The following is a 24,866-nucleotide window of genomic DNA, read 5'->3' on the forward strand; positions in this document are numbered from 1 at the left end:
TTCGCTCGCAAGCTCGCTCATGAGCTCACCGGCCGGGACTCGTCGGGGCGGTACACGCCGTGGAAGCGGTAGGTGACGGTGTCGCGCACGGCGTTGAACCAGCGCCGGCAGCCCGCGGCGTGGCTCCACCGCTCGGCGAACAGGCCCTTCGGGTTGTCGCGGAAGAACACGTAGTGCGCCCACTCCTCGTCGGAGAGGGCCTGCGGGTCCTCGGGGTAGGCCACGTGGGCCTGCCCGCCGTAGTGGAACTCGACTTCTTCGCGCGGCCCGCACCACGGGCACTCGATGAGTTGCACGGTGATTCTCCTCAGTGCGCCACGGCCGCGGCGCCGTGCTCGTCGACCAGGGCACCGGTGACGAAGCGCTCCAGCGTGAACGGGGCGTTGAACGGGTGCGGCTCGCCGTGGGCGATCGTGTGGGCCATGCACCAGCCCACACCGGGCGTGGCCTTGAAACCGCCGGTGCCCCAGCCGCAGTTGAGGTAGAGGTTCGCGTACGGGGTGCGCCCGACGATCGGGGACGCGTCCGGGGTGACGTCGACGATCCCGCCCCAGGTGCGCAGCAGGTGCGCCCGGGCGAACACCGGGAACAGCTCCACCGCGGCGGCCATCTGGCGCTCGATGATGTGGAAGGCGCCGCGCTGGCCGTAGCCGTTGTAGGAGTCGATGCCGGCGCCCATCACCAGCTCGCCCTTGTGCGCCTGCGAGACGTAGACGTGCACGGCGTTGGACATCACGACCGTGGGGTGCACCGGTTCGAGCAGCTCGGAGACCAGTGCCTGCAGCGGGTGGCTCTGCAGGGGTACCCGGAAGCCGAGCATGTCGGTGAGCACCGACGTGTGCCCGGCCGCGCAGAGGGCGACCGTGCCGGCCGCGATGTCGCCGCGGGTGGTGCGCACCCCGGTGACGCGATCCCCGTCGGTGGTGAACCCGGTGACCTCGCAGTCCTGGATCAGGTCGATCCCGGCCTCGTCGGCCCGGCGCGCGAAGCCCCAGGCCACGTAGTCGTGCTTCGCGATGCCGGCGCGCGGCTGGTAGGTGGCGCCCAGCACCGGGTACCGGATCTCCTGCGAGGTGTTGACGATCGGGCAGACCTTCTTCACCTCGTCGGCGGTGAGCCACTCCGCATCCACGCCGTTGAGGACGTTGGCCTCCACCCGCCGGACGCTGTCGCGCACGTCCTGCAGGCTGTGCGCGAGGTTGAGCACGCCGCGCTGGCTGAACAGGATCGGGTAGCCGAGGTCGTCCTCGAGGCCCTCCCACAGCGAGAGCGCGTGCTCGTAGATTCCCGCGCTCTCGTCCCAGAGGTAGTTGGAGCGGATGATCGTGGTGTTGCGGGCCATGTTGCCGCCGGCGAGCCAGCCCTTCTCCAGCACGGCGACGTTGGTGATGCCGTGGTTGCGGGCGAGGTAGTGCGCGGTGGCCAGGCCGTGCCCGCCCGCGCCGACGATCACCACGTCGTAGGAGCGCTTCGGCTCGGCGTTGCGCCAGAGGAAGTCAGGGTGCTCCGGGAGCGGGTTCACGAGGCCTCCAGCGCCGGGTAGAGGGGGAAGCGCGCGGCCAGCTCGCCCACCCGGGCGCGCAGCGCGCGGATGGTCGCCTCGTCGGTGGTGGGGCGCAGCACGGTGGCCACGATGTCGGCGACCTCGGCGAACTCGTCCGCGCCGAACCCCCGCGCCGCCAGGGCGGGGGTGCCGATCCGCACGCCCGAGCTCACCATCGGCGGCCGCGGGTCGAACGGCACGGCGTTGCGGTTCACGGTGATCCCCGCGGCGTGCAGCCGGTCCTCGGCCTGCTTGCCGTCGAGCTCGGACTTGCGCAGGTCGACGAGCACCAGGTGGACGTCGGTACCACCGCTCACGACGCCGATCCCCGCATCGCGCGAGTCGGGGGCCAGCAGCCGGTCGGCCAGCAGCCGCGCGCCGAGCAGCGTGCGTTCCTGGCGGTCGCGGAACGCCGCACCCGCGGCCAGCCTGAACGTCACCGCCTTCGCCGCGATCACGTGCTCGAGCGGGCCGCCCTGCTGCCCGGGGAACACCGCCGAGTTGAGCTTCTTGCGCAGCGCCGGATCGTCCTCGGCGGACAGGATCACGCCGCCGCGCGGCCCGCCGAGCGTCTTGTGGGTGGTGCTGGTGACGACGTGGGCGTGCGGCACCGGCGAGGGGTGCAGCCCGGCCGCGACGAGCCCGGCGAAGTGCGCCATGTCGACCATCAGGGATGCGCCGACCTCGTCGGCGATCCGCCGGAACTCCGCGAAGTCGAGGTGGCGGGGGTAGGCCGACCAGCCGGCGACGATGACCTTCGGGCGGCGCTCCCGCGCGAGCCGCGCCACCTCGGCCATGTCGACGCGGTGGTCGTCCTCGCGCACGTGGTAGGCGGCGACGTCGTAGAGCAGGCCCGAGAAGTTGAGCCGCATCCCGTGCGTCAGGTGCCCGCCGTGGGCGAGGTCGAGGCCGAGGATCGTGTCGCCCGGCTGCAGGAGCGCGGCCATCGCCGCGGCGTTGGCCTGCGCGCCCGAGTGCGGCTGGACGTTCGCGAACGTGGCGCCGAACAGGTCCTTCAACCGGTCGACGGCGAGCCGCTCGACGACGTCGACGTGCTCGCACCCGCCGTAGTAGCGCCGGCCGGGGTAGCCCTCGGCGTACTTGTTGGTGAGTACCGAGCCCTGCGCCTGCATCACGGAGAGGGGGGCGGCGTTCTCGCTGGCGATCATCTCCAGCGTCGACTCCTGCCGCGCCAGCTCGGCGAGGACCGCGGCGTGGATCTCGGGATCGGTGTCGGCGAGACCGGCGTTCAGGCTCTCGGGAGGACGGGCGACCTGCGTGTGGAGCATCGGGTGGTCCGATCTGTAGTACCAAACGGCGACTACTGATATATCAACCGGCGGTGTACGGTAAGGCGGCCCGCGGGACCGCGTCAAGGACCCTCGGCGATGCCTGTGGAAAAGCTCGAGGGAGGACGATGAGCGCCGCGCCTGCTCTGTCCGCGTCGCCCCAGGGTCCGCCCCCGTCGCTCGCGGACCGGGCGTACGTGGGGATCCGGGACCGCCTGGTCATGCTCGACATCCGGCCCGGCGAGCCGCTGAACGACGACGTGCTCGCGCAGGAGCTCGGCACCGGGCGCACGCCCGTGCGGGAGGCGCTCAAGCGCCTGGAGGGCGACCGGCTCGTCGTCGCCTACCCCCGGCGCGGCACCTTCGCCACGGCCGTCGACATCACCGACCTCGCGCACATCTCCGAGATCCGCGCGGAGCTGGAGCCGCTCGCGGCGTCCCGGGCCGCGCGCAACGCCACGCAGGCCTGCCGGGAGCACCTCTCGGGTCTCGCCCGCGACACGACGGGCCTGCAGGCCCGCGTCACCGACCGGCGCGAGCTGCTGCGCCGCGACGTCCAGGTGCACCGGGAGGTCTACCGCGCGGCGGGCAACCCGCACCTCGAGGACATCCTCGTCCGGCAGGACAACCTCGCCACCCGGATCTGGTGCCTGTTCCTGGACCGGATCCCCGCGGTCGCAGGCCACGTGGAGGAGCACGTCGCGCTGCTCGAGGCCATCGTCGAGGGTGAGGCCGAGCGGGCGGCGCGGCTGGCGCTGGAGCACGTGGTCGGGTTCGAGCGCGCCGTGCGCGCCGTGCTCTGAGCGGCGCGGCTACTCCGTCGCGCCGTAGTAGCCGATGCGGCTGCTGATCTCGGCGGCGCCGGTGAGCAGCTGTTCGGCGACCTCGGTGAACGACTCGACCGGGAGGCGGTAGGAGGGCGCCGAGACGCCCACGGCGGCCACGACGTCGCCGGTGGCGCCCCGGATCGGTACGGCGATGGCGTTGAGGCCGAGCTCGAACTCCTCGATGGTGCAGGCCCATCCGTGCTCGCGGACCTTCTGCAGCTCCGCCTCCAGGACGGCGACGTCGGTGATCGTGTGCTCGGTGTAGGCGACCGGGTCGTCACCGAGCGCCTTGTGCACCAGCTCGGCGTCTCCCCAGGCCAGCAGCACCTTCCCGCTCGCGGTCGCGTACATCGGGGTGGGCCTGCCGATCCAGTTGCGACCGGTGATCGCCGAGCTGCCGTACTCCTGCAGGATGTTCGTGGCCTCGCCCGCGTCGGCGATCGCGAGGTTGACCGTCTCGCCCAGCTCCTCGGCGAGGCGCCGGCACACCGGCCGGCTCTCGATGGGCAGCTCGAGCTGGGCGGTGGTGGCGCCCGCCAGCCGGACGATCCCCCGTCCGAGGTGGTACTTGCCGCGCTCCGCGACCTGCTCCACGAGGTCGCCGATCTCCAGGGCCTCGATGAGCCGGAACGCCGTGGACTTGTGCACCCCGAGCTCCGCGGCGACCTCGGTGACGCCCACGCCGTCGCGCCCCCGTTCGGCCAACAGGTACAGGATCGCGATGGCTCGGTCCACCGATTGGACCTTGGACGGGGCGACCTCCCTCGTGTATCGCGGCGAATCGGTCACGGCCGAACTCTACGGGGTCGGGCGAGTTCGGCACCCCGAGAGCTATTGACGTGCGCCGGGGATGGGCCGCATCCTGCTGTTGCTGATAGTGCGTCCCGTTGCGTTATCTGAAACAGGAGGGACCATGATCCTCGTCGGCTCCATCGATGACATCCCGGACGGCGACGCCGTGCGCATCGAGGGCGAGGTACCGATCGCCGTGTTCAACGTCGACGGTGAGCTGTTCGCGATCGACGACACCTGCACCCACCAGGACGCCTCGCTGGCCGACGGCTGGGTGGAGGGGTGCGCCGTGGAGTGCCCGCTGCACGCCGCCTGCTTCGACCTGCGCACCGGCATGCCGTCCGGCCCACCGGCCAAGGCGCCGGTGCGCACCTACGAAGTGGTCGTCGTCGACGGCATGGTGCACGTGCGCGCCCCCGCGCCGGTCGGGGCCGGCGTCTGATGACCGGTGCCGCGCTGCGCTGCGTCGTGGTCGTCGGCGGCTCGCTCGCCGGGCTCGGCGCCGCGCGTGCCCTGCGGGAACAGGGCTACGACGGGCGGGTCGTCGTGGTGGGGGAGGAGGACCGGCTCCCCTACGACCGCCCGCCGCTGTCGAAGGACTTCCTCGCCGGGACGGTCGACCTCGACGACCTGGTGCTGACCACCGCCGAGGACGCGGAGCTCGACCTGGAATGGCGCCTCGGGGAGGCCGCGGTGGGCCTGGACCGCGGCGCCCGTGCCGTCGTGCTCGCGTCGGGGCGCGAGGTGCCCGCCGACGGCGTCGTGGTCGCCACCGGCGCGCGTGCCCGGGAGCTGCCCGGGGCGCGGCCGGCGGGCGTGCACACCCTGCGCACCGTGGAGGACGCGGTCGCGCTGCGGCGCGACCTGGTCCCCGGTGCCCGGCTCGTGGTGATCGGCGGCGGTTTCGTCGGCGCGGAGGTGGCGTCGACCGCCCGCGGCCTCGGCGTGGAGGTCACCGTGGTCGAGTCGGACCCGGTGCCGCTGGGCCGGGTGCTCGGCGCGGACCTCGCGCAGGTCTGCACCGGGTTGCACGCGGACCACGGCGTCCGGCTCCTCACCGGGGAGGTCGTCACCGGCCTCGGCGGCGACGGCCGGGTCCGCGAGGTGCAGCTGGCCGGGGGCCGCACCGAGGCCGCCGACGTGGTGGTGGTCGGCATCGGAGCGATCCCGAACGTCGAGTGGCTCGCCGGCTCCGGCGTCGAGCACGACCACCGCGGCGTGCGGACCGACGCCGCGGGCGCCACGAACGTCGCGCACGTCGTGGCGACCGGGGACTGCGCGTTCTCCCACTGCGCCTACGCGGGCACGCGCCGGCGCCACGAGCACTGGACCCATGCGGTGCAGCAGCCCGGCGCCGCGGTGGCGAGCCTGCTCGGCCGCGACCCGGCCGCCCGGCCCGCGGCGCCGTACTTCTGGTCCGACCAGTACGGCGCCCGGCTGCAGTTCGCCGGCCACCGGCGGCCCGACGACCCGGTGGAGGTCCTCGAGGGTGATCTCACCGACCGCCGGTTCGTGGCCGGCTACCGCCGTGACGGCGACCTCGTCGCGGTCTTCGCGATGAACCAGCCCAAGCTCTTCGGGAAGTGGCGCCGGCAGCTGGTGCCCCGGCCCGCCACCACCGCAGCCTGACCGACCCCCGCACGAGAGGTGCCGCGTGTCTGCCCCGACCCCCGCTGCGTCCGCCCCGTCGTCGAGCCTGATCCCCACCCTCCCGGGCCCCTCCTACACCGATCCCGTGATCTTCTCCGAGGAGCAGGAGAAGATCTTCGAGTCCCGCTGGTTCGCCGCCGCCCGCAGCGCGGAGATCGACGGCACCGGCGCGTTCCGCACCGTGGACGTGGGGCGGGAGAACGTGGTCCTGGTCCGCGGCCGGGACCGCCGGTTGCGGGCGTTCCTCAACGTGTGCCGCCACCGCGGGGCGCGGGTCTGCATGCAGGAGACCGGCGTGGTCAAGCGGAACCTGCAGTGCGGCTACCACGCCTGGACCTACGGTCTCGACGGCAAGCTCGTCGCGGCGCCGAACCTGACGAGCATGCCCGACGTCGACCGGGCCGCGTACGGCCTCGTGCCCGTCCACCTGCGCGAATGGCTCGGCTACGCCTGGGTCTGCGTGGCCGACGAGCCGCCCTCGTTCGAGGAGACCGTGGTCGGTGCGGTCGCCGAGCGGCTCGGGTCGGTCGAGGCGATCGAGGGCTGGGACGTCGAGAACCTCGAGGTCGGTCGCCGGATCGGCTACGACGTCCACGCGAACTGGAAGCTGATCATCGAGAACTTCATGGAGTGCTACCACTGCGCGACCATCCACCCGGAGCTCACCGAGGTGCTCCCGGAGTTCGCCGACGGCTACGCCGCGCAGTACTTCGTGGGGCACGGCGCGGCCTTCGCCGAGGAGGCGGCCGGGTTCACCGTCGACGGCGGCGCAGGCCTCACCGCGATCCCCGGGGTGGGGGAGGACCACGACCGCAAGTACTACGCGATCACCGTCAACCCGCAGGTGTTCATCAACCTCGTCCCCGACCACGTGATCTTCCACCGGATGTACCCGGTGGCCCCGGACCGCACCAGGGTGGAGTGCGACTGGCTCTACCTGCCCGAGGTCGTGCGCAGCGGCCGGGACCTGGACCGCTCCGTGGAGCTGTTCCACCGGGTCAACCAGCAGGACTTCGACGCCTGCGAGCGCTGCCAGCTGGCCGCGTCGTCGCGCGCCTACGCGGGGGGTGGAGTGCTGGTGCCCAGCGAGCACCACATCGGTGCCTTCCACACCTGGGTCACGGAGCAACTGCAGGGCTGACGGTCAGCAACGAGGAGGCGATTGCAGGATCAGGCGCGACCGGGACCGCGGCGCGCACGCGCTTCCACCACCGACATCTTCCCGTCGGCCACCTGGGCCAGGTTGTCGGGCCTGAGGACGCGGATCCGGCCCCGGGCAGTCTCGATGAGGCCTGCATCGCGCAACCTGCGCAGCGCCTTGACGGTGGCCTCGCGCGATGCCCCGACGGACTCGCCGAGCTCGGTCTGCGTCAGGTACAGCCACCCGTTCTCGACGTGACGCGGGGTGAGAGCGATCAGAAAGTTCGCTACCCGCCCGGTCGTGTCGAGCGCTCCGAAGTCGAGGCGCTGCATGTCGGCTTCACGAAGCCGACCGACCAGCAGGCGTAGCAACTCCAGTGCCGCGCTCGATTCCCCGGACAGGTGGTCGACAAGGGCGGCGGAGGTCACCAACCACCCCCGGACGGCGCTGAGCGCCTGAACGGTGGCCGACCGGGGTTGACCGTCCAACGCGGCGAACTCGCCCAGCAGATCACCCGAACCTCGAACGGCAAGCATCACCTGTTTGCCGCTGGCGGACGAGAGGATCGCTTTCGCCCGGCCGGATTCGATCAACAACACAGTGGTGGCCGGCTCACCTTCACGGAAGATGATCGCGCCCGCTTCCCACGATCTCCAGCGGCCCACCGACCGCATCCACGTCGTCAGCCTCGTGCCGTCGACCGTCGTCTCCCCCTGCATCGTGCCCGCCGTTCGTCTGCGTACTTGGACGCAGACGAACGACTCCACTCTCCCGTGTCATGGGATACATGACAACGGGTGTGCACCTCGATCCCGATCGTGACCTGGACCTCGCCCTGACCACCGCCGCCGAGATCAACCGGGTGATCGCCGGGGCCGATGCCAAGGCGGGCCTCGTCCTCGCAGCGCAGGGGGTGGCGCTGGCCGGGATCGCCTCCGCGCTGCGCGCCGGCCCGCCGCTGCCCGCTGTCGTGGAGCTCGTCGCCGTGAGCGTCATCGTCCTCGCCGGGATATCGGTGGTCCTCCTCGTCGCGTGCCTGTGGCCGCGGACGCACGGGGCCGACGCGGCCTGGTTCGCGTTCCCAGCCCTCGGTCTGGGTACAGCGCCGACTCCCCGGCCGGATGCGGCCGAATTCGCGGAGCAGGCGTGGGCACAGGCCGCGGCACTGGCGGAGATCGCGCGACTCAAGTACCGCTGGTTCCGCACTGCCCTTCTCAGTGGCGCCGGCGGCCTCGCCGCCTTCACGACCTGGATTGCACTTCTCGCGTCCGTCTGATCGAGCGACCACGAAGGGAAAACGACCATGACCACACTCTCGGGAGCGCCGCATGGCGACGGTGGGTGCGGCGACCAGCCCCGCCGGTTGCCGCCCTACCAGGCGCTGTTCGCCGTCGACATCCGCGACTACAGCGGGCATCAGGGCCGCGACCACGCCGAACTCACACGACGTATCCCGCGGATCCTGAACGCCGCATTCCGCCGGGCCGGCCTGGGGGAGCTCTGGAGCGAGGAGATCTGGCAGCGGATGATCGGCGATTCGTACGTGGCCGGCTTCCGGTCGTCCGTGCTCCCCCTCCTGCTGAACCCGCTGCTCGGTGCGCTGCAAGCACAGCTGCGGCACGAGAACCGGACCGACGTGATCGGAGATCCACCACGGCCGCTGCGAATGCGGGTGAGCGTCCACGTCGGGCCAGTGACCGAACCGACGGGCGACCGGGACACCGACGGAAGCGGCGCAGCGCGGGTCGAGGTCCACCGCCTGCTCGACGCCGACGCCGTCAAGAGCCTGCTGAGCCGGGCTGAGAACGACACCTGCGTCGCCGCCATCGTGTCGGAGCGGGCGTACTGCGATGCCGTCGAGAGCGGGTACACCGGCGAGCGGCCGAGCAGCTACGCGCGGACCAAGGTGAAGGTCAAGAACTACGAGGCGACCGCGTACCTGCGCGTTCCGCATTCGACCGGCGAGCTGGTGGCGCGCGGGCTCCTGCCGCCGGAAGCGGCCGAGGACAGCGAGCGGTCAGCGCAGCAGCTCTCGGGGGCGGCAGGGCTCCCGATCGGCAGCGTGGGCCGCGATGCGGTGCAGGCCGGTACCTATAAAGACAACCGGGTCGTGGGCGTCGGGACGGCCCGAGACATCGACAACGTGTTCACCGGTACCCATGGCCCTGTGTACATCGGTGACGGGAACGGCACGGATCGGCGCCCGTCCCGCCGCCGGAGGCCACGTCGTGACGGCTGAACCGCCCGAGGACCGGCCGGCGGCGGTGGGCGTCGGGCAGGCCCGTGACATAGGTACCTCCATCACCGGATCGCTCGGCCCGATCTACGTTCGCAATTACTGGTACGCCACAAGTCGTCGGGAGCGCCGTGGGGCGCTCGCGCTCGATCTCGATCACGAGCGGAACCTGGCTGCCGTGTTCGTCCCACCGGAGGGGTGGGAGCGCGCGAGACGGATCCTCGCCGCCGACGGTATGGTCCTGCTGGCCGGTGAACTCGGCATCGGGCGCCGCACGGCCGCGTGGCAGCTCCTCGACGGAATCGGGGACGACGACAGCCGGCCCATCCAGGTGCTGCGGCCCGAGCCCGGGAGCGACGGGGGCCGCGTCCTCGACGCCGAGGACGTGGTCGAGCGCGACCGACTGCTGCTCGACCTCTCGGACGTCGACGACCAGCTCTTCGAGGCCGTTCAGGACGAGTTGACTGATTTCTTCGGCGTCGTCGCGGCCTCCGCCGCGGTTCTAGTCGTGCTCCTGCCCTCGTTTGTCACACGGCCCCGGTCCGAGTTCCGGGCGCGCACCGCCCTCCTCGAGCGACCGGACGGCCGGCAGGTGCTGTACCGCCGGCTGCGCGAGTACGGGATCGCGATCCCCGCCGGCGCGTTGCTGCCCGATGTAGCGAACCTGCTGACGAACGGCAGCGTCGGCGATGTCGCGGAGCTGGCATCACTCATTCGCGAGGCGCGCTCGGACGTTCCCGACGGCACAGCGGAGAGCTGGTTCGGCGTAGCCGTCAAGAGGCTCTCGGACCGGGACACGGAGATCTCTCAACTCGTTGCCGCGCATCCCTCGGCCGCCGATCGGGCACTGCTGCTGTCCGTGGCCCTGCTCGCCGGCGCCGACGCTGCAACGGTGCTGGCTGCGGAGGAACGCCTGCTGCGAAAGGTGCGGCACACCGTCGGGCCCGCGCCAGACTTCGAGCGGTCCGGCCTCGGCGCCCGGCTCACAGCGATCGGGGGACGTCTGCATGTCGACGGACGCGTCGCGTTCACCGCGGCCGGGCGCGCCGCTGCGGTCTTGAATCACTTCTGGACGCATTTCCCGAGCCTGCGCAACGATTTCGCCCGGTGGGTCATCGCGTGCGGTGACCTGGGAGCCGAGGACGCCCACCGCGAGACGATGGTCGCCCGGTTCGTCGAGCAGAGCCTCGCCGTGGGGCGCCCCGGCGACGTCTTCGCCGCCGTCGCCGTCTGGGCCGGCGACGCCCGTGTCCCCGCGCTGCTGGCGAGCGCTGCACTCGAGTACGGCCTGACCAGTGTCGAGTACGGGTGGGCGTTCCGCCGTCGGTGCTACGAGTGGGCTACGGATCATACGAACGGTCGAACGGCGGCACCGGCCCGACTCGCGGACCTGCTCGTGGCGGCGTGCCGGCGGGTGATCGTGCAGACCCACCCCGAACAAGCCATCGTGCGGTTGCGCCACCTCACCCGCCACCCCGAGCCCGCGGTGGCCCGAGAAGCCACCACAGCGTTGGTCGAGGTCGTCGGTTCCGACCGCAGCCGCATGCGGTACCTGCTCACGCGGCTCACCGGTGGTCGCCGGTCCGACGCCGACGCCCGGCGCGCCGACGCCCGCCTGTTCCTCACGACCGTGGTGCCGGAGCTCCTCGTCGCGCGCGGTGGTCGGTCGCTCGTTGCCGCCGCGTGGGTGCATGAACGCTTGGCCCAGCGGTGGGGTGACGTATTCGACACGGTCCCGGCGTGGGAGTACGTGCCTGCGGTGCACAGGTGGTTGTCCGTGCACGCCGCCGCGGAACCGGCTGACGCCGAAGCTCTGGCTGCCGTGCTCATTGCTGCCTGCGACCTGCGCTTCGACCGGCTGTCCATCCTCCATTCCGTCAGCCGCGAGTGGGCGCGGACGCCGCTGCCGGCGGCGCAAACCCGGCGGCGGGAGACCGTCGAACGGCTCTACGCGGCCGTCGACGCCGCCGCGGTACAGGCCGCCGATGCGGCCATCGACCCGTCAACGTTGGTCCAGCACGTCCAGGGAGGAACACGATGAACGACACCACCAACAGGTTTGCGTTCCTGGGCGGGCTCGTGGTGGCGGCAGTAGTGCTTCCGCTGCTGCTCGGAGCAGGTTTGCAGTGGCCGACATGGGGCAGTTTCGCCGCGGTGGTCGTGGCTCTGGTCGGCGTGGCGGCGTTCTCGGTCCGTTTCCTCCGGCCGGAGCCTCCGGTGCTCACCCCGCCCCCGTCCCCGGCTCCTCCGCCACCTCCTCCGTCTCAGGCGACGCTCGAGCCGACTTCCGTCCGCACGGCGGCCCCCGACTACCAGCTCCAGGTCTCGGCGACGGTCTATTGGCAGTCGCGCGGCGGCGGGCGGGACGCGCACGAAGATCCGGACGCACTAGCCAAGTCGGCGGTGCTGGATCGCGCGGCATCGGCGCTCCGAGAGCTGGCGCCGAGTGATCATGCCCTTGCCGGTCATCGGCTGGCGGCGACCCTGGGCATCCCTCGGACCGCCGTTGACGGTCGGACCGTGGTGTGGGCCACCGATGTCGTCGCCGCGATCGCGCCTGAGGACGCGAATCGGCTGGCAGCCTTGGAACGACTCCGCAAGGACAACGAGGTGTGGCTGCTCCGGCGCGACCAGGAGAGGGACATGCGGCGCTACCTCAGCGACGACGTGTTGACGAGTCCCGGCAGCGCCGTGGTGTGGTGGCTGGCCCGCCACCTCGACGAGATCGACGGTGTGGCCGACCGCATCGATCCCCTCACCCGGATCAGCGCCGTGGCGCAGGGCCGGTCGGCGTCCGACGCACATCGCGATGAGCCTGTACCTGTCGGCACCGCCGCCGGGGAACCGGCGCTGGCGGCCGACGATGAGCCGACCCACCGGAGGCCGTCGGATGCGTCGCTCGCGCGGAACCTGCTCGACGCGCTGTTCCCGGAACCGCATCGGGGCCGGGGGGTCGCGGTCCAGCAACTCGCTCGGCTTGCCGAGCACCAGTGGAACCGCGGCGATCTCGCAGACGAGATCAGGCGGATCGAGGACGTCCCGTATGACGACAACGTCCGGATCTACGTGGACTCCGATGGCGAGATGACGTCGGAGGTCGGGCCGGGCTCGGCTGGCGAGACGACGGATGACGGGCCGAGTCTCAGCGTGCTTGGTTCGCAGGCAACGGACAGCTCGAGGGGTGACGACCACCCCGTTCGGGGTCCGCAACCTCCCGACCTCGGGGCGTGGCCGGACGAATCGAACGGGTCGATACGCCCTTGAACGCCTTCCAGGCGGGCGGTCGGCGCTACTGGGGGCCGGTCGAGTGCAGGCACCGGGATCCAGTCGGGTGCTTCTGCGGGTGCTCGTCGTTGGAGGGGCGCATACACGGCGGTGCCTCCGACCCGGGGCGTCGTCGATGCCCTCACGATTCCGGCGACAGGGGAGGTGAGTCGAAGCGGGCCCCCAGGTCGGCGGGGAGCAGCTCCCGCAGCTGCTCGGGCAGGAGCGGCAAGTCCAGCAGGCCCAGCTTCAAGCGGCTGCGTTGCTGGTGGGCCTCCGAGTCGAGGCGGACGACGAGGCGGGCGTCCGGCTGCAGCGACACGTCCAGGAGTCGCCGGGTCCGGCGTCGCGCACGGGGCTTCCGTCGATCTCGACCGCGAGCGTGCCGTCCCCGCCGACGGTCACGACGGTGTCGCACGTCGCGGCCAGCTCGGCCGCCTCCACGGCCCGCACGTCGGCGCCGGCGCGCGTGGCATCCTCCGCGCGCGCCAGCACCTCGGCGTCGTGCGCCCGGGCCCACCGCACGACGGTGCGCACGACGTCGGTCGCATCCCGGTGGGGGTGCAGGACCAGGGCGAGACGATCAGTGGCCACGGTCGGCCAGCGTGCCAGACGCCGGGCGCCCGAACCGCTCGCGCGGTCTCCCTTCGCACACCCAGCGAGGACTTCGCACAAGCTCGGCCTTGCCCGGCCTTGTGCGAAGTGGTGTTGGGTGTGCGAAGTCGGCAATGTCACCGGTCCTGCCGGATGCGGTCGATCGCCACCCGCTGGCGTCGGGCGCCCAGCGCGCCGGGATGCACCTGGTAGTCGACGACGACGGTGCGCCGGGCGCGGCTGCGCACCACCGCCGGCTGCCAGGACCCGTGGACGTAGGCCAGAACGTCCTGGCCCTCGTCGAGCTGGAACCCGCTGTGCAGGGTCGTACCGGACCGGGCGTCGGGCACGGCGTCGCCTTCGGACTCGGGCTGGCCTTCGGCCTCGGCGTCGGGTTCGGCGTCGGCCTCGGGCTCGGCCGGGCGCTGGGGCCGGGTCTCGCGTTCGGGGTGGGTCTCGGGCTCGGGAGGGGCCTCCGCTTCCGGCCCGGGGGGCGTGCTGTCGGTACCCGCGTCCGCTCGACGCCCGGGGAGCTCGGCGCGCCACCGGCTGACGGTCGCCCGGAACCACAGCGGGACACCGCCGAGCTCGGCGTCCGCCGGGGGCAGGCCGCCCGCTGCGGGGTCGCGCCAGCGGCGCCTGCGCGCGGTGCCCTCCGGCCAGTCCATGGCGTCGTCGATGTCGGCGAGCGTCATGCACTCGCCCAGCGCGCGGCGGATGGTCGCGGCATCCGGCACCCCGGACGCGGGCGCACCACGGCCGGGGACGTCCTCGTCCACGTCGGCAGTGTCGCCGAGGTGGACCACCGCGGCAGCGTGCCGCCGCGGACTCCACCCCGTCGATGGGCGGACGACCGAGCCCCCTCGCGCTGTCCGGGAGGGGCGTCGGGACGGATCTCGCAACGATCAGCGGCCGGGATCGGGGGTGCGGCGCGGGCCACACGCGCACGCGGTCGGTGATCGGTGGAGGCATACTCGCCGGCTGGTGTTGACCCCGACCGGCAAGGATGACATGGCGAGCACATCGGCGACCGTTCCGCAGACGGGCTTCTTCGGGCACCCGCGCGGCCTCGCGACCCTCTTCGCCACCGAGATGTGGGAGCGCTTCTCCTACTACGGGATGCGCGCGATCCTGCTCTTCTACATGTACGACCGCGTCAGCGAGGGCGGTCTGGGCATGCCGGAGTCGTTCGCGGCGGCCCTGATCTCGGTGTACGGCGCGTCCATCTACCTCGCGGCCATCGCAGGCGGCTGGGTGGCCGACCGCCTGCTCGGCCCGCGCCGGGCGGTGCTCTACGGCGGCATCCTCATCATGTGCGGGCACATCAGCCTCGCCCTGCCGTTCGGGGTGCCCGCGCTGTACGCCTCGATGGTCTTCCTCGTGCTCGGCACCGGGTTGCTCAAGCCGAACATCTCGCACTCGGTGGGGCAGCTCTATCCCGAGGGCGACCGACGCCGCGACGCCGGCTACAGCATCTTCTACATGGGCATCAGCGTCGGCGCGGTGCTCTCCCCGTTCGTGGTCGGGACGCTCGGGCAGCGGGTCGACTACCACCTGGGGTTCGGCGTGGCCGCGGTCGGCATGTTCTTCGGGCTCGTGCAGTACGTCCACGGCGCGCGCTACCTGGGTGACATCGGCCTGCGGCCCGCCAACCCCATCTCCCAGGACCCCACGGGGCGCCGGACCCTCACGCTGCTCGGCGCCGGTCTGGCGGTGGTGGTGCTGGTCGTGGCCGGCTTCGCCGTTGCGGGGCGGCTCACCGCGGGCGGCGTGATCAACGCGTTGAGCGTGCTCGCGGTGGCCGTTCCCATCGCCTACTTCACGGTGATGCTGCGCAGCCGGAAGGTCACCGCGGCCGAGCGGTCGCGGGTGTGGCGGTTCATCCCGCTGTTCGTCGCCTCCGCCTGCTTCTGGCTGGTGCAGGAGCAGGGCTACAGCGTGCTCGCCGGCTACGCCGACTCGCGCGTGGACCTGGACCGGTGGGGCTTCGGCATCCCGTCCTCGTGGTTCCAGTCGGTCGGCTCGCTCGTGCTGATCGTGCTGACGCCGGTGTTCGCGATCCTGTGGACACGGCTCGGGGACCGGGTGTCGACGCCGCAGAAGTTCGCCGTCGGCCTGACCTTCGCCGGGCTGTCCTACCTGCTGCTCGTCGTCCCGGCCGCCATGTCCGGGACGCAGGTGCTGGTCAGCCCGCTGTGGCTGGTGAGCAGCCTGGCGATCGTCACGGTGGGGGAGATGTGCCTGTCGCCGATCGGGATGTCGGCCACCACGCGCTACGCGCCGAGCGCGTTCCAGACCCAGACGATGGGCCTGTGGCTCGCCTCCAACGCCGCGGGACAGGGGATCAGCGCCCAGATCGTCCAGCTCTACGGCCCGGACACCGAGGTGGCCTACTTCAGCATCGTCGGGCTGGTGGCGATCGCGCTCGCGGTCGTCGTGCTGCTGCTGACACCGCTCATCCGCCTCCCGGCACCGGGCGCCACGGTGGCGGCGCGCTGACCGAGCCGAGGCCGTTGCCGGGTGTCGGTAGGTAGTCTGTCGACAGTCAGAGGGAGGCCCGTGTCCGTCGAATCGCTGCCGAACATCGACCGCAGCACGTTGCGCGAGCGCGTGCTGCAGGCGCTGCGGACGGCCATCACCTCCGGTGCCTACCGGCCGGGCGACCACCTGGGCGAGGTGGAGCTCGCGGCGCGCCTCGGGGTGAGCCGGGGCACCGTGCGGGAGGCGCTGCGGCACCTGCAGCAGGAGGGGCTCGTCCGGGCCGGTGCCCGCGGGATGCTCCGGGTGAACTCGCTGTCCGCGGAGGAGATCCGCGGGCTGTTCCGGGTGCGGGCGGCGCTGGAGGGGCTCGCGGTCAGCGAGATCATCGCGTCGCCGGACCGGGCCGCGGCGGTGGCGGCGCTGCGGGCGGCGGTCACCGCGCTCGACGACGCGGGGGAGGACTTCGCCGCCCGGGTCGAAGCGGACCTCGGCTTCCACACGCGGTTGTGCGAGCTGTCGGGCAACGTGATGCTGCTGGAGTCGTGGCGGCACCTGGAGGGCCGCATCCGGGTCACGATCATGAGCCGGGACCCTGCGGACGCGCCGGCGATGATGACGCCCGGACGGCACGCGCCGATCGTCGAGGCGATCGAGAGCGGTGACCTCGCGGCCGCGGTCGGAGTCGTGGAGGCGCACATGACGGCCGCGGCCGACCATTTCGCGAGCGCCCCCGCGCGCTGATCACCGTGCCGCCGAACTCCCGGCGTCGTTCCGCCGCACGCCGCTCCCGGCACCCGCGCACGCACGTCGGCGACGTCGAGGACGAAGACGTTCGTGATCTGGCTTCCGGCCCCGCGCGCCTCGGCCGGCTCACCGGGATCGGTCATCCGCGCGCGTCCCGGGCTGCGCCGTCGTCGACCAGCCCGTGGCGGAAGCCGTCGCGCCAGCTGGTCCAGGCCGGTCGCCAGTCCAGCTCGCGCTTCGCCTTCTCGTTGGAGGAACCGCGGCCCTCGGTCATCCACCGCACCACGACCTCCCCCGCCGCGAGCCGGGCGAGCCACACCGGCAGCCGCATCGGCGGCTTCGCGCCCACCGAGTCGGCGAGATGGGGCAGCCACTGCGACACCGGCGCCGGGTCGTCGTCGACGATGTTGTAGACGCCCGCCTCGCCCCGTTCCACAGCCGCGACCGTGGCGGTCGCTGCGTCGTCGAGGTGGATGAACGACCACACCCCGGCGCCGCTGCCGACGATCGGCATCCTGCGGGCCCGGATCATCTCGACCATCGACTCGGATGCCCCCGGACCGTAGAAGTTGCCGTAGCGCAGCACGATCCCGGTGAGCGGCGCCGCCGGCACGGCCCGCTCCACGAACCGGATGGCCGCCATGGACTCCCGCTGCTCCTTCGCCGGCTCGGGGTCGAGCGGATCCTCCTCGGTCTTCACCGGCCCGCCGGTCCGGATGTTCGTCCAGCCCGTGTAGCTCTGCACGACGACCTTCTCGACGCCGCTCGCCTGCGCGGCCGCGAGCAGGTGCCTGGTGCCGGTCGTGCGCAGCTGGTTGGTCGTGGCGAACCAGCGGTCGAAGTGCCGCATGTCCGGTGTCCCGATCGCGGTCATCTGGTGCACGACCGCGTCGGGCCGCGCCTCGGCCACCGCCCTCCCGACCACGACCCCGTCCAGCCCGTCCGCCACGACGGGACGCGCACCGAGCGCCTGCAGCTCACCGGCCTTGCCCGCGCTCCGGGTGGTCGCGGTCACCTCGTGCCCGCGCGCCACCAGCTGCGGCACCAGCCGCCGGCCCAGCGCTCCCGCCCCACCTGCCACGAAGACCCGCATCGCGGTCACCTCTCTGCTCGATGTCCTGCACCTGAGACGAGACAGCAGACGTACTGGTGACAGTGGTGCGAGCGGTTGACAGCTGACGACGACGCCTGCAAGGTGTCTCCCGACTGCCGAGTGTTAACAGTCGGACTCTCGGGAACGGGAGACGGCCGCTCGGTCACAGCCGATCAGCGGAGATCACATGTCTGCACACCACACGCCCCCGGCCGGATCGCCCCGCGCGGCGATCGAGGGCACGCCCGCGAGGAAGAAGGTCGCGATCGGGTCGTCGATCGGGGCGACGATCGAGACCTACGACTTCATCGGGTTCGGCACGGCCGCGGCGCTGTACTTCAACACGGTCTTCTTCCCCGCCACCGACCCGCTCTCGGGGACCCTGCTCTCCTTCGCGACGCTCGGGGTCGGGTTCGCGGTGCGCCCGCTCGGCGGGATCGTCGGCGGCTACCTGGGCGACCGTGTCGGGCGCAAGCCGGTCCTGGTCGGGTCGTTGCTGCTGATGGGGGTCGCCACCGTCCTGATCGGGGTCCTGCCCACCTACCAGCAGGTCGGCGCCTGGGCGGGGGTGCTGCTCGTCGCCGTGCGCGTCGTGCAGGGCCTGGCGTTCGGCGCCGAGTGGGGCGGCGCGATCCTGATGACCTTCGAGCACGCCCCGTGGCGCAGGCGCGGGCTCTACACGGGGATCACGCAGGCCGGCTTCCCGGTCGGGCTGCTGCTGGCCAACGCCGCGTTCCTGGTGAGCGTGCCGCTGGGGGAGCAGTGGGCGTGGCGGGTGCCGTTCCTGCTGTCCGCGGTGCTGATCGTCGTCGGGATCGTGATCCGGCTGAAGGTCGAGGAGTCGCCGGAGTTCGAGACGCTGAAGGCCGAGGGCGCGGTGTCGGAGAACCCGCTGCTCGAGGTGCTGCGCACGGACTGGCGCAACGTCCTGCGGGCGTTCTGCCTGCGGATCACCGAGACCGCCGGCTACGCCCTGTCGGTCACGTTCGTGATGTCCTACCTGGCGAGCGAGGAGCTCACCGACCGTTCGGTGACGCTCTTCGCGCTCATGCTCGCCGCCGCGCTCGGCATCGCCGCCACGACGCTCTGGGGGGCGCTGACCGACCGGATCGGCCGCCGCCCCGTCTACCTGATCGGGACCGCGATCACCGTGGCGTGGGGTGTTCCGCTGTTCCTGCTGCTCAACACGGGTCAGGCAACGGCGATCGTGATCGCCTTCGTGGTCAGCTACGCGGTGTGCCAGAACAGCCTCGCCGGGGTGCAGGGTGCCTGGTTCCCCGAGCTCTTCCACGCCCGCACCCGGACGAGCGGGGCGTCGCTGGCCTACCAGCTCTCCGCCGTCGTCTCCGGGTTCACGCCCCTGATCGCGACGGCGCTGTACGCGCGCACCGGCTGGCTCGGCCCGGCCCTGCTGTTCAGCGCCTACGGCCTGCTCGGGCTCGTCGCCACGCTGCTGACCCGGGAGACCTGGGGCCGCGCCGAGCGGGCCGAGGTCGCGGCCCTCGAGCGCGCGCACTCCGCGCGCACGGGCGCCGATCCCGCTCCCGTCAGCGGCATCTGACCCCGTACCCACCAGGAGGAGCAACCGATGACCTCGGTGACCACCGACCGGCTCCCGGCCGCGGCCGGCGAGCGTGACCAGCGGATCGCGTGGCTGCGGGCCGCGGCGACCCGGATCCGGCGCCACGCCCTGACGATGGGCGAGGTCCAGGGCCAGGGCTACATCGGCCAGGCCCTCGGCGTCGCCGACGTCCTCGCCGTGTTCTACGCCCGCGAGGGCGGCGAGCTGCGCCTGCGTCCCGACGACCCCGGGTGGGAGGGGCGCGACCGCTTCCTGCTCTCCATCGGCCACTACGCGATCGCCCTGTACGCCGCACTGGCCGAGGCCGGCACGATCCCGCTCGAGGAGATCGAGACCTACGGCACCGACGACTCGCGCCTGCCGATGTCGGGCATGGCCTCCTACACGCCGGGCATGGAGATCTCCGGCGGCTCGCTCGGTCACGGCCTCGGCATCGCCTGCGGCATGGGCCTCGGGCTGCGCCGCCTGGGCAACCCGGCGCGGGTGTTCAACCTGCTCTCCGACGGCGAGCTCGACGAGGGCTCCACGTGGGAGGCCGCGATGGCCTGCGCCCACCACGGCCTCGACAACGTCACGGCGATCGTCGACGTCAACGGGCTGCAGGCCGACGGCCCGACCCCGACGGTCCTGCGCACCGAGCCGGTCGTCGACAAGTGGCGCGCCTTCGGCTGGAACGCCGTGCGTGTCGACGGCAACGACGTCCCCGCCCTGCTCGACGGGCTCGATCGCGTCCGCGACCACGCGGGCGGTCCGTCGGTGCTGATCTGCGACACCCGCCCGGGCCGGGGCGTCCCGTTCCTGGAGAGCCGGGAGAAGGCGCACTTCATGCCGGTGGCCGAGCACGAGTGGCAGGTCGCCCACGACGCGTTGGAGGCAACACGATGAGCGCCCCTGCCCAGCGGCTGACGACCTCGGCGATGATCGCCTCGTTCGCCGATCCCGGGCAGCGCACGGCCCCGGCCCCGTTCGGGCACGCGCTGGCCCGCCTGGCCGAGGAGCGCCCCGAAATCGTCGGGCTCTCGGCGGACCTCGCGAAGTACACCGACATGCACGTCTTCCGCGACGCGCACCCGGACCGGTTCTTCCAGATGGGCATGGCCGAGCAGGTCATGCTCGGTGCCGCCGCCGGGCTCGCCGAGGTCGGCCTGGTGCCGTTCGCCTCCACCTACTCGGTGTTCGCCACCCGGCGGGCGTACGACTTCCTCTGCCTGGACATCGCCGAGCCCGGCCTGAACGTCAACGTCGTCGGGGCGCTGCCCGGGCTCACCACCGGCTACGGGCCCAGCCACCAGGCCACCGAGGACCTCGCGATCCTGCGCGCCTGCCCGGGTCTGACGATCGTGGACCCGTGCGACTCGGTCGACATCGAGCAGGCGGTGCCCGCGCTCGCCGACCATGCCGGCCCGACCTACCTCCGGTTGTTGCGCGGGAAGGTCCCGACCGTGCTCGACGAGTACGACTACCGCTTCGAGCTGGGGCGGGCCGCCCTCCTGCGGGGCGGGCGGGACGTCCTGTTCGTCTCCACCGGCTTGATGACCATGCGGGCGCTGCAGGCCGCGTCCCGGCTCGAGGCCGACCACGTCGACGCCGCCGTGCTGCACGTCCCGACGATCAAGCCGCTGGACACCGCGGCGATCCTGCGGGAGGTGCGCGGGGACCGGCTCGTGGTGACGGCCGAGAACCACACCGTCGTCGGCGGGCTGTCCGAGGCCGTCGCCGCCACCGTCGCCTACGCAGGCGTCGCCGCCCGCATCGTCCCCGTGGCGCTGCCCGACGCGTTCCTCGCCGCCGGCGCGCTGCCCACCCTCCACGACCGCTACGGCCTGTCCACCGACGCGCTCTGCGCGCGCGTCAGGGCCGACCTCTGAACAGGAGCGAGATGACCGTGACCGACTTGACCGCCGTCGTCACCGGCGCGGCCTCCCGCCGCGGCATCGGCCGCGCCACCGCGCAGGCCCTTGCTGCCGCGGGCTGGACCGTCGCCGTCCTCGACCTCGACGAGGCCGGCGCCAAGGACACCGCGGACGAGATCGCGGACCGGCACGGCGTGCAGGCGTTCGGGCTCGCCTGCGACGTCACGGACGAGGGCTCGGTCGCCGCGGCCGTCGACACCCTCGCCGCCGACGCGCCCGCGGTGGGCGCGCTGGTCAACAACGCCGGCATCACCTCGCCCACCCGGTTCCTCGACGTGGACGGCGGGGAGTGGGACCGCATCTTCGCCGTCAACGTCCGCGGCGCCTACAACATCACCCGCCGGCTGGTGCCGGGGATGGCCGAGCGGGGCTTCGGCCGGGTCGTGTTCCTCTCGTCGGTGTCGGCCGAGCGGGGCGGCGGGGTCTTCGGCGGGGTCGCGTACTCGGCGGCGAAGGCCGCGCAGCTCGGGTTCGCCCGCGCGTTGGCCCGCGAGGTGGGCCCGCTCGGCGTCACCGTCAACAGCGTCGCGCCCGGCCTGATCGACACCGACATCACCGGGGACGCGCTGCAGGGGGAGCGCAAGGAGGCGCTGATCGCCGGCATCCCGGTGGGCCGCAACGGCCGCGTCGCGGATGTGGCGGACCTCATCACCTACCTCTGCCGCGTGGAGTCCGGGTACATCACCGGCGCCACCTACGACGTCAACGGCGGCTCCCACATCCACTGAGTCCGGCGACCGACCGGGCCGGTCCCGACCCCGGTCAGAGCGTGGACTGCTCGTCGACCTTGATGCGGAAGCCGACCCCGCCGTCGTCGACGGATCCCCGTCTTCGCGGCGCGCCAGTCGCTTGCGAGATCGTCGAAGCGAAGCGAAGCGAAGCGATGCGGGGCCGGCGCCGACCGGCCCGGGCGGCAACGCGGTGTCTACGGTGGTCGCGCCGTCCACCGGGCGGCCCCGTCCCGCACCGGAAGGCGCAGCAGTGAGCGCACTGACCCCCGTGCTGCAGGTCCTCGACCTCGTCGGGGTCTTCGCGTTCGCGACCTCGGGCGCGCTGGTGGCGGTGCGCCGCGACTTCGACCTCGTCGGCATGCTGGTGCTCGCCGGCGTGACGGCGCTGGGCGGGGGCATCGTCCGCGACCTCGTCATCGGCGCCGTGCCACCGGCCGCGTTCACCGAGCCCGGCTACGTCGTGGTGCCCGCGGTGGCGGTGCTGCTGACGTTCGTCGCGCACCGGCTCGTCGAGCGGCTGGGCCGCGCGGTGCTGGTCCTCGACGCCGTCGGGTTGGGGCTGTTCAGCGTCGCGGGCGCGTTGAAGGCCCTCGCCCACGGCCTGGGGCCGGTGCAGGCGGTCGTGCTGGGGGTGGTCACGGCGATCGGCGGCGGGATCCTGCGGGACGTGGTGGCCGGCGAGCCGCCTGCGGTCCTGCGCCGCGACAGCGAGCTCTACGCCGTCCCGGCCGCGCTGGCGGCCACGCTCGCCGTGATCGGCGACCGCCTGCAGCTGGACGAGGGGTGGAACGCGGCCGTCGCGCTCGCCGTCGGGTTCGTGGTGCGGCTGCTCGCGGTGCGGTTCCACTGGCGGGCGCCGCGGGCGCGGCGCGTCCGGCACGGGCAGGGCCGCGACCGGGCATGATCGCGACTTCCGATCACGGGGCGGCGGATCGCCCCTCGTCCGTGGCGAGGACGAGGCGGTACCCCACGTCGAGCTCGTCGAGGTCCAGCAGGTGCCCGTACGAGCGGTGCCACCGGCCGGTGGCGAGGTCGTCCGCGAGGCGGTGCAGGGCCGGCCCGGTCACGGCGGGTGGGAGTCCGGCCAGTCCGGAGGCGGCGGCCCGGACGGTGGGGTCGAGGTAGGCCCGGGGACGTCTCCAGAACGCGCCGAGGAACCCGTCGCGGCAGTCGGCCGGTACCGGAACCGGCCGGACCTCGACATGACGCCCGTGGCGCGAGAGCTCCGCCGTGATCGTCTCCAGGCAGGCGAGCCCGCGCTCGGCGGTGGCGACCTCGGGCAGGTAGTCCGCGACGAGCCACAGCGAGCGCGCGAAGGCCTCGGGGTCCCAGGTCAGGACGACCTGCCGGCGGGAGACCCGGACGAGCTCGGCGAGACCTGCGGCGGGGTCGGTCCAGTGGTGGACGGTGAAGACCGCGAGCGCGGCGTCGACGGCGCCGTCGGGCAGCGGGAGCGCCTCGGCGCGGGCCCGCACCACCGGCGCCGCGCCGGGCGGCCGTTGCGCGATCATGACCGGTGACGGCTCCACGGCGACGACCGTGGTGGGCGGCTCGTACGCGCCCGGCCCGGCCCCCACGTTGACGACGGTCGCGGTGTCGCCGAGTGCTCGTGTGACGGCGGCGTGGATCCGCGGATCGGGCCGGCGGTGCCGGTCGTAACCCCGTCCGAGGCGGTGGTAGGGGTCGGTGCTCACGGGCTCCACCTACTCCGTCCCCGTCAGGAGCCGTCGTGTCCGGGGTACCGCCGACGGTGGCAGCGTGGCGAGGACGTCGGCGAGGGTGACGCCCGCGAGGCTGGCGCGCCATGCCTCGTGGGCGTCTGCCATCTTCTGCGCGAGCACGCAGGTGTGCCGGCAGTCCTCGGGCGGCAGCGCGCCACGGCCCCGCTGGCGGATCTCGCGGCACTCGTACGGCGAGGACGTGCCGTCGACGGCCTCGACGACCTCCAGGAGCGTGATCGCCGAGGCGGGCCGCGCCAGCCGGAACCCGCCGCGCGGACCCGTGGTGGCGGCCAGCAGGCCTGCCCGGACGAGCGCCTGCAGCTGCTTGGCCAGGTAGGGCGCAGGCAGGTCGTAGTGCCGCGCGAGGCGGGGAGCCGGAACGGTCGTCCGCGGATCGAGCTGCGCCAGCGTGGTGGCGCAGTGCAGGACCCATTCGGTGCTCACCGGCAGCTTCACGCCGACCAGCATATCGACGATATTGCGGATCTGCTTAGTCCTGAATAGCCTTCGGGCATGCGTATCGCGGTCGCCGGCGCCACCGGCAACATCGGAGCCCTCACGGTCACAGCGCTCGAGCGCGACGGTCACGACGTCGTGCGGATCAGCCGTTCGCTCGGGGTGGACCTGGTCACCGGCGACGGGCTCGACGACGCGCTCACCGGCGTCGAGGCCGTCGTCGACGCCACGAACTCCACGTCGAGCGACCGCACGGAGGCCGTGACGTTCTTCGCCACGGCCACGGCGAACCTGCTCGCCGCCGAGCAGCGGGCGGGCGTCCGGCACCACGTGCTGCTCTCGATCGTCGGGATCCACGCCATCGAGGGCAACGCGCACTACGCCGGCAAGCGCGAGCAGGAACGTCTGGTCGGCCAGGGCCCCGTGCCGTGGACGATCGTGCCGGCCACCCAGTTCCACGACTTCGCCGAGATGGTCGCGGGCTGGACCGAGCGGGACGGCGTCGCCACGATCGCCCCGCTGCTCGTGCAGCCGATCGCCCCCGCGGACGTGGCGGGCATCCTCGCCGAGGTCGCGACCGGTGCACCGCAGGGCAGGCACGTCGACGTCGCGGGGCCGGCCACGCAGGACCTCGTCGACATGGCGCGCCGCACCCACCAGGCGCGCGGCCGCTCGGTGACGCTCGTCCCCACCTGGTCGTCGGTGTTCGGGCCCACGATGGCCGGGAACGTGCTGCTGCCCGGGGAGGGCGCGCGCATCGCCCCGACGACGTTCGAGGACTGGCTCGCGGAGCGGCGTTGACCACCTGG

26 protein-coding genes are annotated in these 24,866 nt (G+C 72.6%); 16 read left to right on the forward strand and 10 right to left on the reverse strand.

Features of this window, described 5'->3' with window-relative positions; all coding sequences use genetic code 11:
* Nucleotides 1–17 precede the first annotated feature (17 nt).
* Genes FB558_RS21760 through glyA form a run of 3 tightly spaced genes read right to left on the reverse strand, consistent with a single transcriptional unit; the run spans nt 18 to nt 2,832 of the window.
* On the reverse strand, nt 18–296 hold the full coding sequence (locus tag FB558_RS21760; protein ID WP_142056248.1) for a sarcosine oxidase subunit delta: 279 nt from the start codon (nt 294–296) through the stop codon (nt 18–20).
* 11 nt (nt 297–307) lie between these two features.
* Nucleotides 308–1,522: a sarcosine oxidase subunit beta family protein gene (locus tag FB558_RS21765; RefSeq protein WP_142056250.1), complete on the reverse strand. Its 1,215-nt coding sequence runs from the start codon at nt 1,520–1,522 to the stop codon at nt 308–310.
* Nucleotides 1,519–2,832, reverse strand: a complete 1,314-nt coding sequence (glyA, locus tag FB558_RS21770; protein WP_142056252.1) for a serine hydroxymethyltransferase — start codon at nt 2,830–2,832, stop codon at nt 1,519–1,521. Before glyA ends, FB558_RS21765 begins: the two co-directional genes overlap by 4 nt.
* Before the next feature lie 128 nt (nt 2,833–2,960).
* Between glyA and FB558_RS21775 the strand changes: the two genes are divergently transcribed.
* A complete protein-coding gene (locus tag FB558_RS21775) occupies nt 2,961–3,635 on the forward strand; it encodes a GntR family transcriptional regulator (RefSeq protein WP_142056253.1) in 675 nt (224 codons plus the stop codon).
* 9 nt (nt 3,636–3,644) lie between these two features.
* On the opposite strand, the gene FB558_RS21780 is transcribed toward FB558_RS21775, so the two are convergent.
* Nucleotides 3,645–4,394 (reverse strand): IclR family transcriptional regulator, encoded by a 750-nt coding sequence (locus FB558_RS21780; RefSeq protein WP_142056255.1) that lies wholly within the window; start codon nt 4,392–4,394, stop codon nt 3,645–3,647.
* A 178-nt stretch (nt 4,395–4,572) separates the two neighbouring features.
* Between FB558_RS21780 and FB558_RS21785 the strand changes: the two genes are divergently transcribed.
* Genes FB558_RS21785 through FB558_RS21795 form a run of 3 tightly spaced genes read left to right on the forward strand, consistent with a single transcriptional unit; the run spans nt 4,573 to nt 7,242 of the window.
* Nucleotides 4,573–4,893: a bifunctional 3-phenylpropionate/cinnamic acid dioxygenase ferredoxin subunit gene (locus tag FB558_RS21785; protein WP_142056257.1), complete on the forward strand. Its 321-nt coding sequence runs from the start codon at nt 4,573–4,575 to the stop codon at nt 4,891–4,893.
* 14 nt (nt 4,894–4,907) lie between these two features.
* Nucleotides 4,908–6,080 (forward strand): NAD(P)/FAD-dependent oxidoreductase, encoded by a 1,173-nt coding sequence (locus tag FB558_RS21790; protein ID WP_142056680.1) that lies wholly within the window; start codon nt 4,908–4,910, stop codon nt 6,078–6,080.
* Nucleotides 6,081–6,105: 25 nt separating this feature from the next.
* Complete coding sequence (locus FB558_RS21795) at nt 6,106–7,242, forward strand: aromatic ring-hydroxylating oxygenase subunit alpha (protein ID WP_142056259.1); 1,137 nt, start codon at nt 6,106–6,108, stop codon at nt 7,240–7,242.
* Between the two features lie 29 nt (nt 7,243–7,271).
* On the opposite strand, the gene FB558_RS21800 is transcribed toward FB558_RS21795, so the two are convergent.
* Nucleotides 7,272–7,961: a Crp/Fnr family transcriptional regulator gene (locus FB558_RS21800; protein ID WP_142056261.1), complete on the reverse strand. Its 690-nt coding sequence runs from the start codon at nt 7,959–7,961 to the stop codon at nt 7,272–7,274.
* A gap of 80 nt (nt 7,962–8,041) precedes the next feature.
* Between FB558_RS21800 and FB558_RS21805 the strand changes: the two genes are divergently transcribed.
* The 4 genes from FB558_RS21805 to FB558_RS21820 are packed head-to-tail and all read left to right on the forward strand — an operon-like array spanning nt 8,042 to nt 12,742.
* Nucleotides 8,042–8,518, forward strand: a complete 477-nt coding sequence (locus tag FB558_RS21805) for a Pycsar system effector family protein (RefSeq protein ID WP_142056263.1) — start codon at nt 8,042–8,044, stop codon at nt 8,516–8,518.
* Nucleotides 8,519–8,545: 27 nt separating this feature from the next.
* The gene (locus FB558_RS21810; RefSeq protein ID WP_142056265.1) at nt 8,546–9,481 is read left to right on the forward strand and encodes a hypothetical protein; all 936 of its coding nucleotides are present in this window, start codon (nt 8,546–8,548) and stop codon (nt 9,479–9,481) included.
* Complete coding sequence (locus FB558_RS21815) at nt 9,471–11,519, forward strand: hypothetical protein (RefSeq protein WP_142056267.1); 2,049 nt, start codon at nt 9,471–9,473, stop codon at nt 11,517–11,519. The genes FB558_RS21810 and FB558_RS21815 overlap by 11 nt, the downstream gene beginning before the upstream one ends.
* The gene (locus tag FB558_RS21820) at nt 11,516–12,742 is read left to right on the forward strand and encodes a hypothetical protein (RefSeq protein ID WP_142056268.1); all 1,227 of its coding nucleotides are present in this window, start codon (nt 11,516–11,518) and stop codon (nt 12,740–12,742) included. The genes FB558_RS21815 and FB558_RS21820 overlap by 4 nt, the downstream gene beginning before the upstream one ends.
* Before the next feature lie 249 nt (nt 12,743–12,991).
* On the opposite strand, the gene FB558_RS21825 is transcribed toward FB558_RS21820, so the two are convergent.
* Nucleotides 12,992–13,336, reverse strand: coding sequence for an NAD(+)/NADH kinase (locus tag FB558_RS21825; protein ID WP_142056269.1), 345 nt, complete (start codon nt 13,334–13,336; stop codon nt 12,992–12,994).
* 137 nt (nt 13,337–13,473) lie between these two features.
* Nucleotides 13,474–14,115, reverse strand: coding sequence for a hypothetical protein (locus FB558_RS43335; protein ID WP_170231453.1), 642 nt, complete (start codon nt 14,113–14,115; stop codon nt 13,474–13,476).
* A 232-nt stretch (nt 14,116–14,347) separates the two neighbouring features.
* Here FB558_RS43335 and FB558_RS21835 point away from each other — a divergent pair, with 232 nt between their 5' ends.
* Nucleotides 14,348–15,835 carry a peptide MFS transporter gene (locus FB558_RS21835; protein ID WP_142056270.1) on the forward strand — a complete coding sequence of 496 codons (1,488 nt, stop codon included), beginning with the start codon at nt 14,348–14,350 and terminating at the stop codon, nt 15,833–15,835.
* A 60-nt stretch (nt 15,836–15,895) separates the two neighbouring features.
* Nucleotides 15,896–16,558, forward strand: coding sequence for a GntR family transcriptional regulator (locus FB558_RS21840; RefSeq protein WP_246106658.1), 663 nt, complete (start codon nt 15,896–15,898; stop codon nt 16,556–16,558).
* 142 nt (nt 16,559–16,700) lie between these two features.
* On the opposite strand, the gene FB558_RS21845 is transcribed toward FB558_RS21840, so the two are convergent.
* Nucleotides 16,701–17,654, reverse strand: coding sequence for an NAD-dependent epimerase/dehydratase family protein (locus FB558_RS21845; RefSeq protein ID WP_142056271.1), 954 nt, complete (start codon nt 17,652–17,654; stop codon nt 16,701–16,703).
* Between the two features lie 187 nt (nt 17,655–17,841).
* Between FB558_RS21845 and FB558_RS21850 the strand changes: the two genes are divergently transcribed.
* The 5 genes from FB558_RS21850 (at nt 17,842) to FB558_RS21870 (ending at nt 22,784) form a co-directional block, all read left to right on the forward strand.
* Entirely contained in the window at nt 17,842–19,215 is a 1,374-nt protein-coding gene (locus FB558_RS21850) for an MFS transporter (protein ID WP_142056272.1), read from the forward strand.
* A 27-nt stretch (nt 19,216–19,242) separates the two neighbouring features.
* Nucleotides 19,243–20,121 (forward strand): transketolase, encoded by an 879-nt coding sequence (locus FB558_RS21855; RefSeq protein ID WP_142056273.1) that lies wholly within the window; start codon nt 19,243–19,245, stop codon nt 20,119–20,121.
* Nucleotides 20,118–21,104 (forward strand): transketolase family protein, encoded by a 987-nt coding sequence (locus FB558_RS21860; protein WP_142056274.1) that lies wholly within the window; start codon nt 20,118–20,120, stop codon nt 21,102–21,104. Before FB558_RS21855 ends, FB558_RS21860 begins: the two co-directional genes overlap by 4 nt.
* 11 nt (nt 21,105–21,115) lie before the next feature.
* A complete protein-coding gene (locus FB558_RS21865; RefSeq protein WP_142056275.1) occupies nt 21,116–21,877 on the forward strand; it encodes an SDR family NAD(P)-dependent oxidoreductase in 762 nt (253 codons plus the stop codon).
* Nucleotides 21,878–22,130: 253 nt separating this feature from the next.
* A complete protein-coding gene (locus FB558_RS21870; RefSeq protein ID WP_246106659.1) occupies nt 22,131–22,784 on the forward strand; it encodes a trimeric intracellular cation channel family protein in 654 nt (217 codons plus the stop codon).
* A gap of 13 nt (nt 22,785–22,797) precedes the next feature.
* Here FB558_RS21870 and FB558_RS21875 read toward each other — a convergent pair whose 3' ends face one another.
* The gene (locus FB558_RS21875; RefSeq protein WP_142056277.1) at nt 22,798–23,574 is read right to left on the reverse strand and encodes a class I SAM-dependent methyltransferase; all 777 of its coding nucleotides are present in this window, start codon (nt 23,572–23,574) and stop codon (nt 22,798–22,800) included.
* A 9-nt stretch (nt 23,575–23,583) separates the two neighbouring features.
* Complete coding sequence (locus tag FB558_RS21880) at nt 23,584–24,057, reverse strand: RrF2 family transcriptional regulator (RefSeq protein WP_142056278.1); 474 nt, start codon at nt 24,055–24,057, stop codon at nt 23,584–23,586.
* Nucleotides 24,058–24,114: 57 nt separating this feature from the next.
* Between FB558_RS21880 and FB558_RS21885 the strand changes: the two genes are divergently transcribed.
* The gene (locus FB558_RS21885; RefSeq protein WP_142056279.1) at nt 24,115–24,858 is read left to right on the forward strand and encodes an SDR family oxidoreductase; all 744 of its coding nucleotides are present in this window, start codon (nt 24,115–24,117) and stop codon (nt 24,856–24,858) included.
* Nucleotides 24,859–24,866: the final 8 nt, after the last annotated feature.

Source organism: Pseudonocardia kunmingensis, from assembly GCF_006716445.1.
Taxonomy (GTDB): domain Bacteria; phylum Actinomycetota; class Actinomycetes; order Mycobacteriales; family Pseudonocardiaceae; genus Pseudonocardia; species Pseudonocardia kunmingensis.

Bases quoted from the DNA above. Each gene is read 5' to 3' on its own strand.
- glyA (WP_142056252.1), bottom strand. From the start codon at position 2,832: ATGCTCCACACGCAGGTCGCCCGTCCTCCCGAGAGCCTGAACGCCGGT.
- FB558_RS21775 (WP_142056253.1), top strand. From the start codon at position 2,961: ATGAGCGCCGCGCCTGCTCTGTCCGCGTCGCCCCAGGGTCCGCCCCCG.
- FB558_RS21785 (WP_142056257.1), top strand. From the start codon at position 4,573: ATGATCCTCGTCGGCTCCATCGATGACATCCCGGACGGCGACGCCGTG.
- FB558_RS21800 (WP_142056261.1), bottom strand. From the start codon at position 7,961: ATGCAGGGGGAGACGACGGTCGACGGCACGAGGCTGACGACGTGGATG.
- FB558_RS21810 (WP_142056265.1), top strand. From the start codon at position 8,546: ATGACCACACTCTCGGGAGCGCCGCATGGCGACGGTGGGTGCGGCGAC.
- FB558_RS21820 (WP_142056268.1), top strand. From the start codon at position 11,516: ATGAACGACACCACCAACAGGTTTGCGTTCCTGGGCGGGCTCGTGGTG.
- FB558_RS21835 (WP_142056270.1), top strand. From the start codon at position 14,348: ATGGCGAGCACATCGGCGACCGTTCCGCAGACGGGCTTCTTCGGGCAC.
- FB558_RS21845 (WP_142056271.1), bottom strand. From the start codon at position 17,654: ATGCGGGTCTTCGTGGCAGGTGGGGCGGGAGCGCTGGGCCGGCGGCTG.
- FB558_RS21850 (WP_142056272.1), top strand. From the start codon at position 17,842: ATGTCTGCACACCACACGCCCCCGGCCGGATCGCCCCGCGCGGCGATC.
- FB558_RS21855 (WP_142056273.1), top strand. From the start codon at position 19,243: ATGACCTCGGTGACCACCGACCGGCTCCCGGCCGCGGCCGGCGAGCGT.
- FB558_RS21860 (WP_142056274.1), top strand. From the start codon at position 20,118: ATGAGCGCCCCTGCCCAGCGGCTGACGACCTCGGCGATGATCGCCTCG.
- FB558_RS21865 (WP_142056275.1), top strand. From the start codon at position 21,116: ATGACCGTGACCGACTTGACCGCCGTCGTCACCGGCGCGGCCTCCCGC.
- FB558_RS21885 (WP_142056279.1), top strand. From the start codon at position 24,115: ATGCGTATCGCGGTCGCCGGCGCCACCGGCAACATCGGAGCCCTCACG.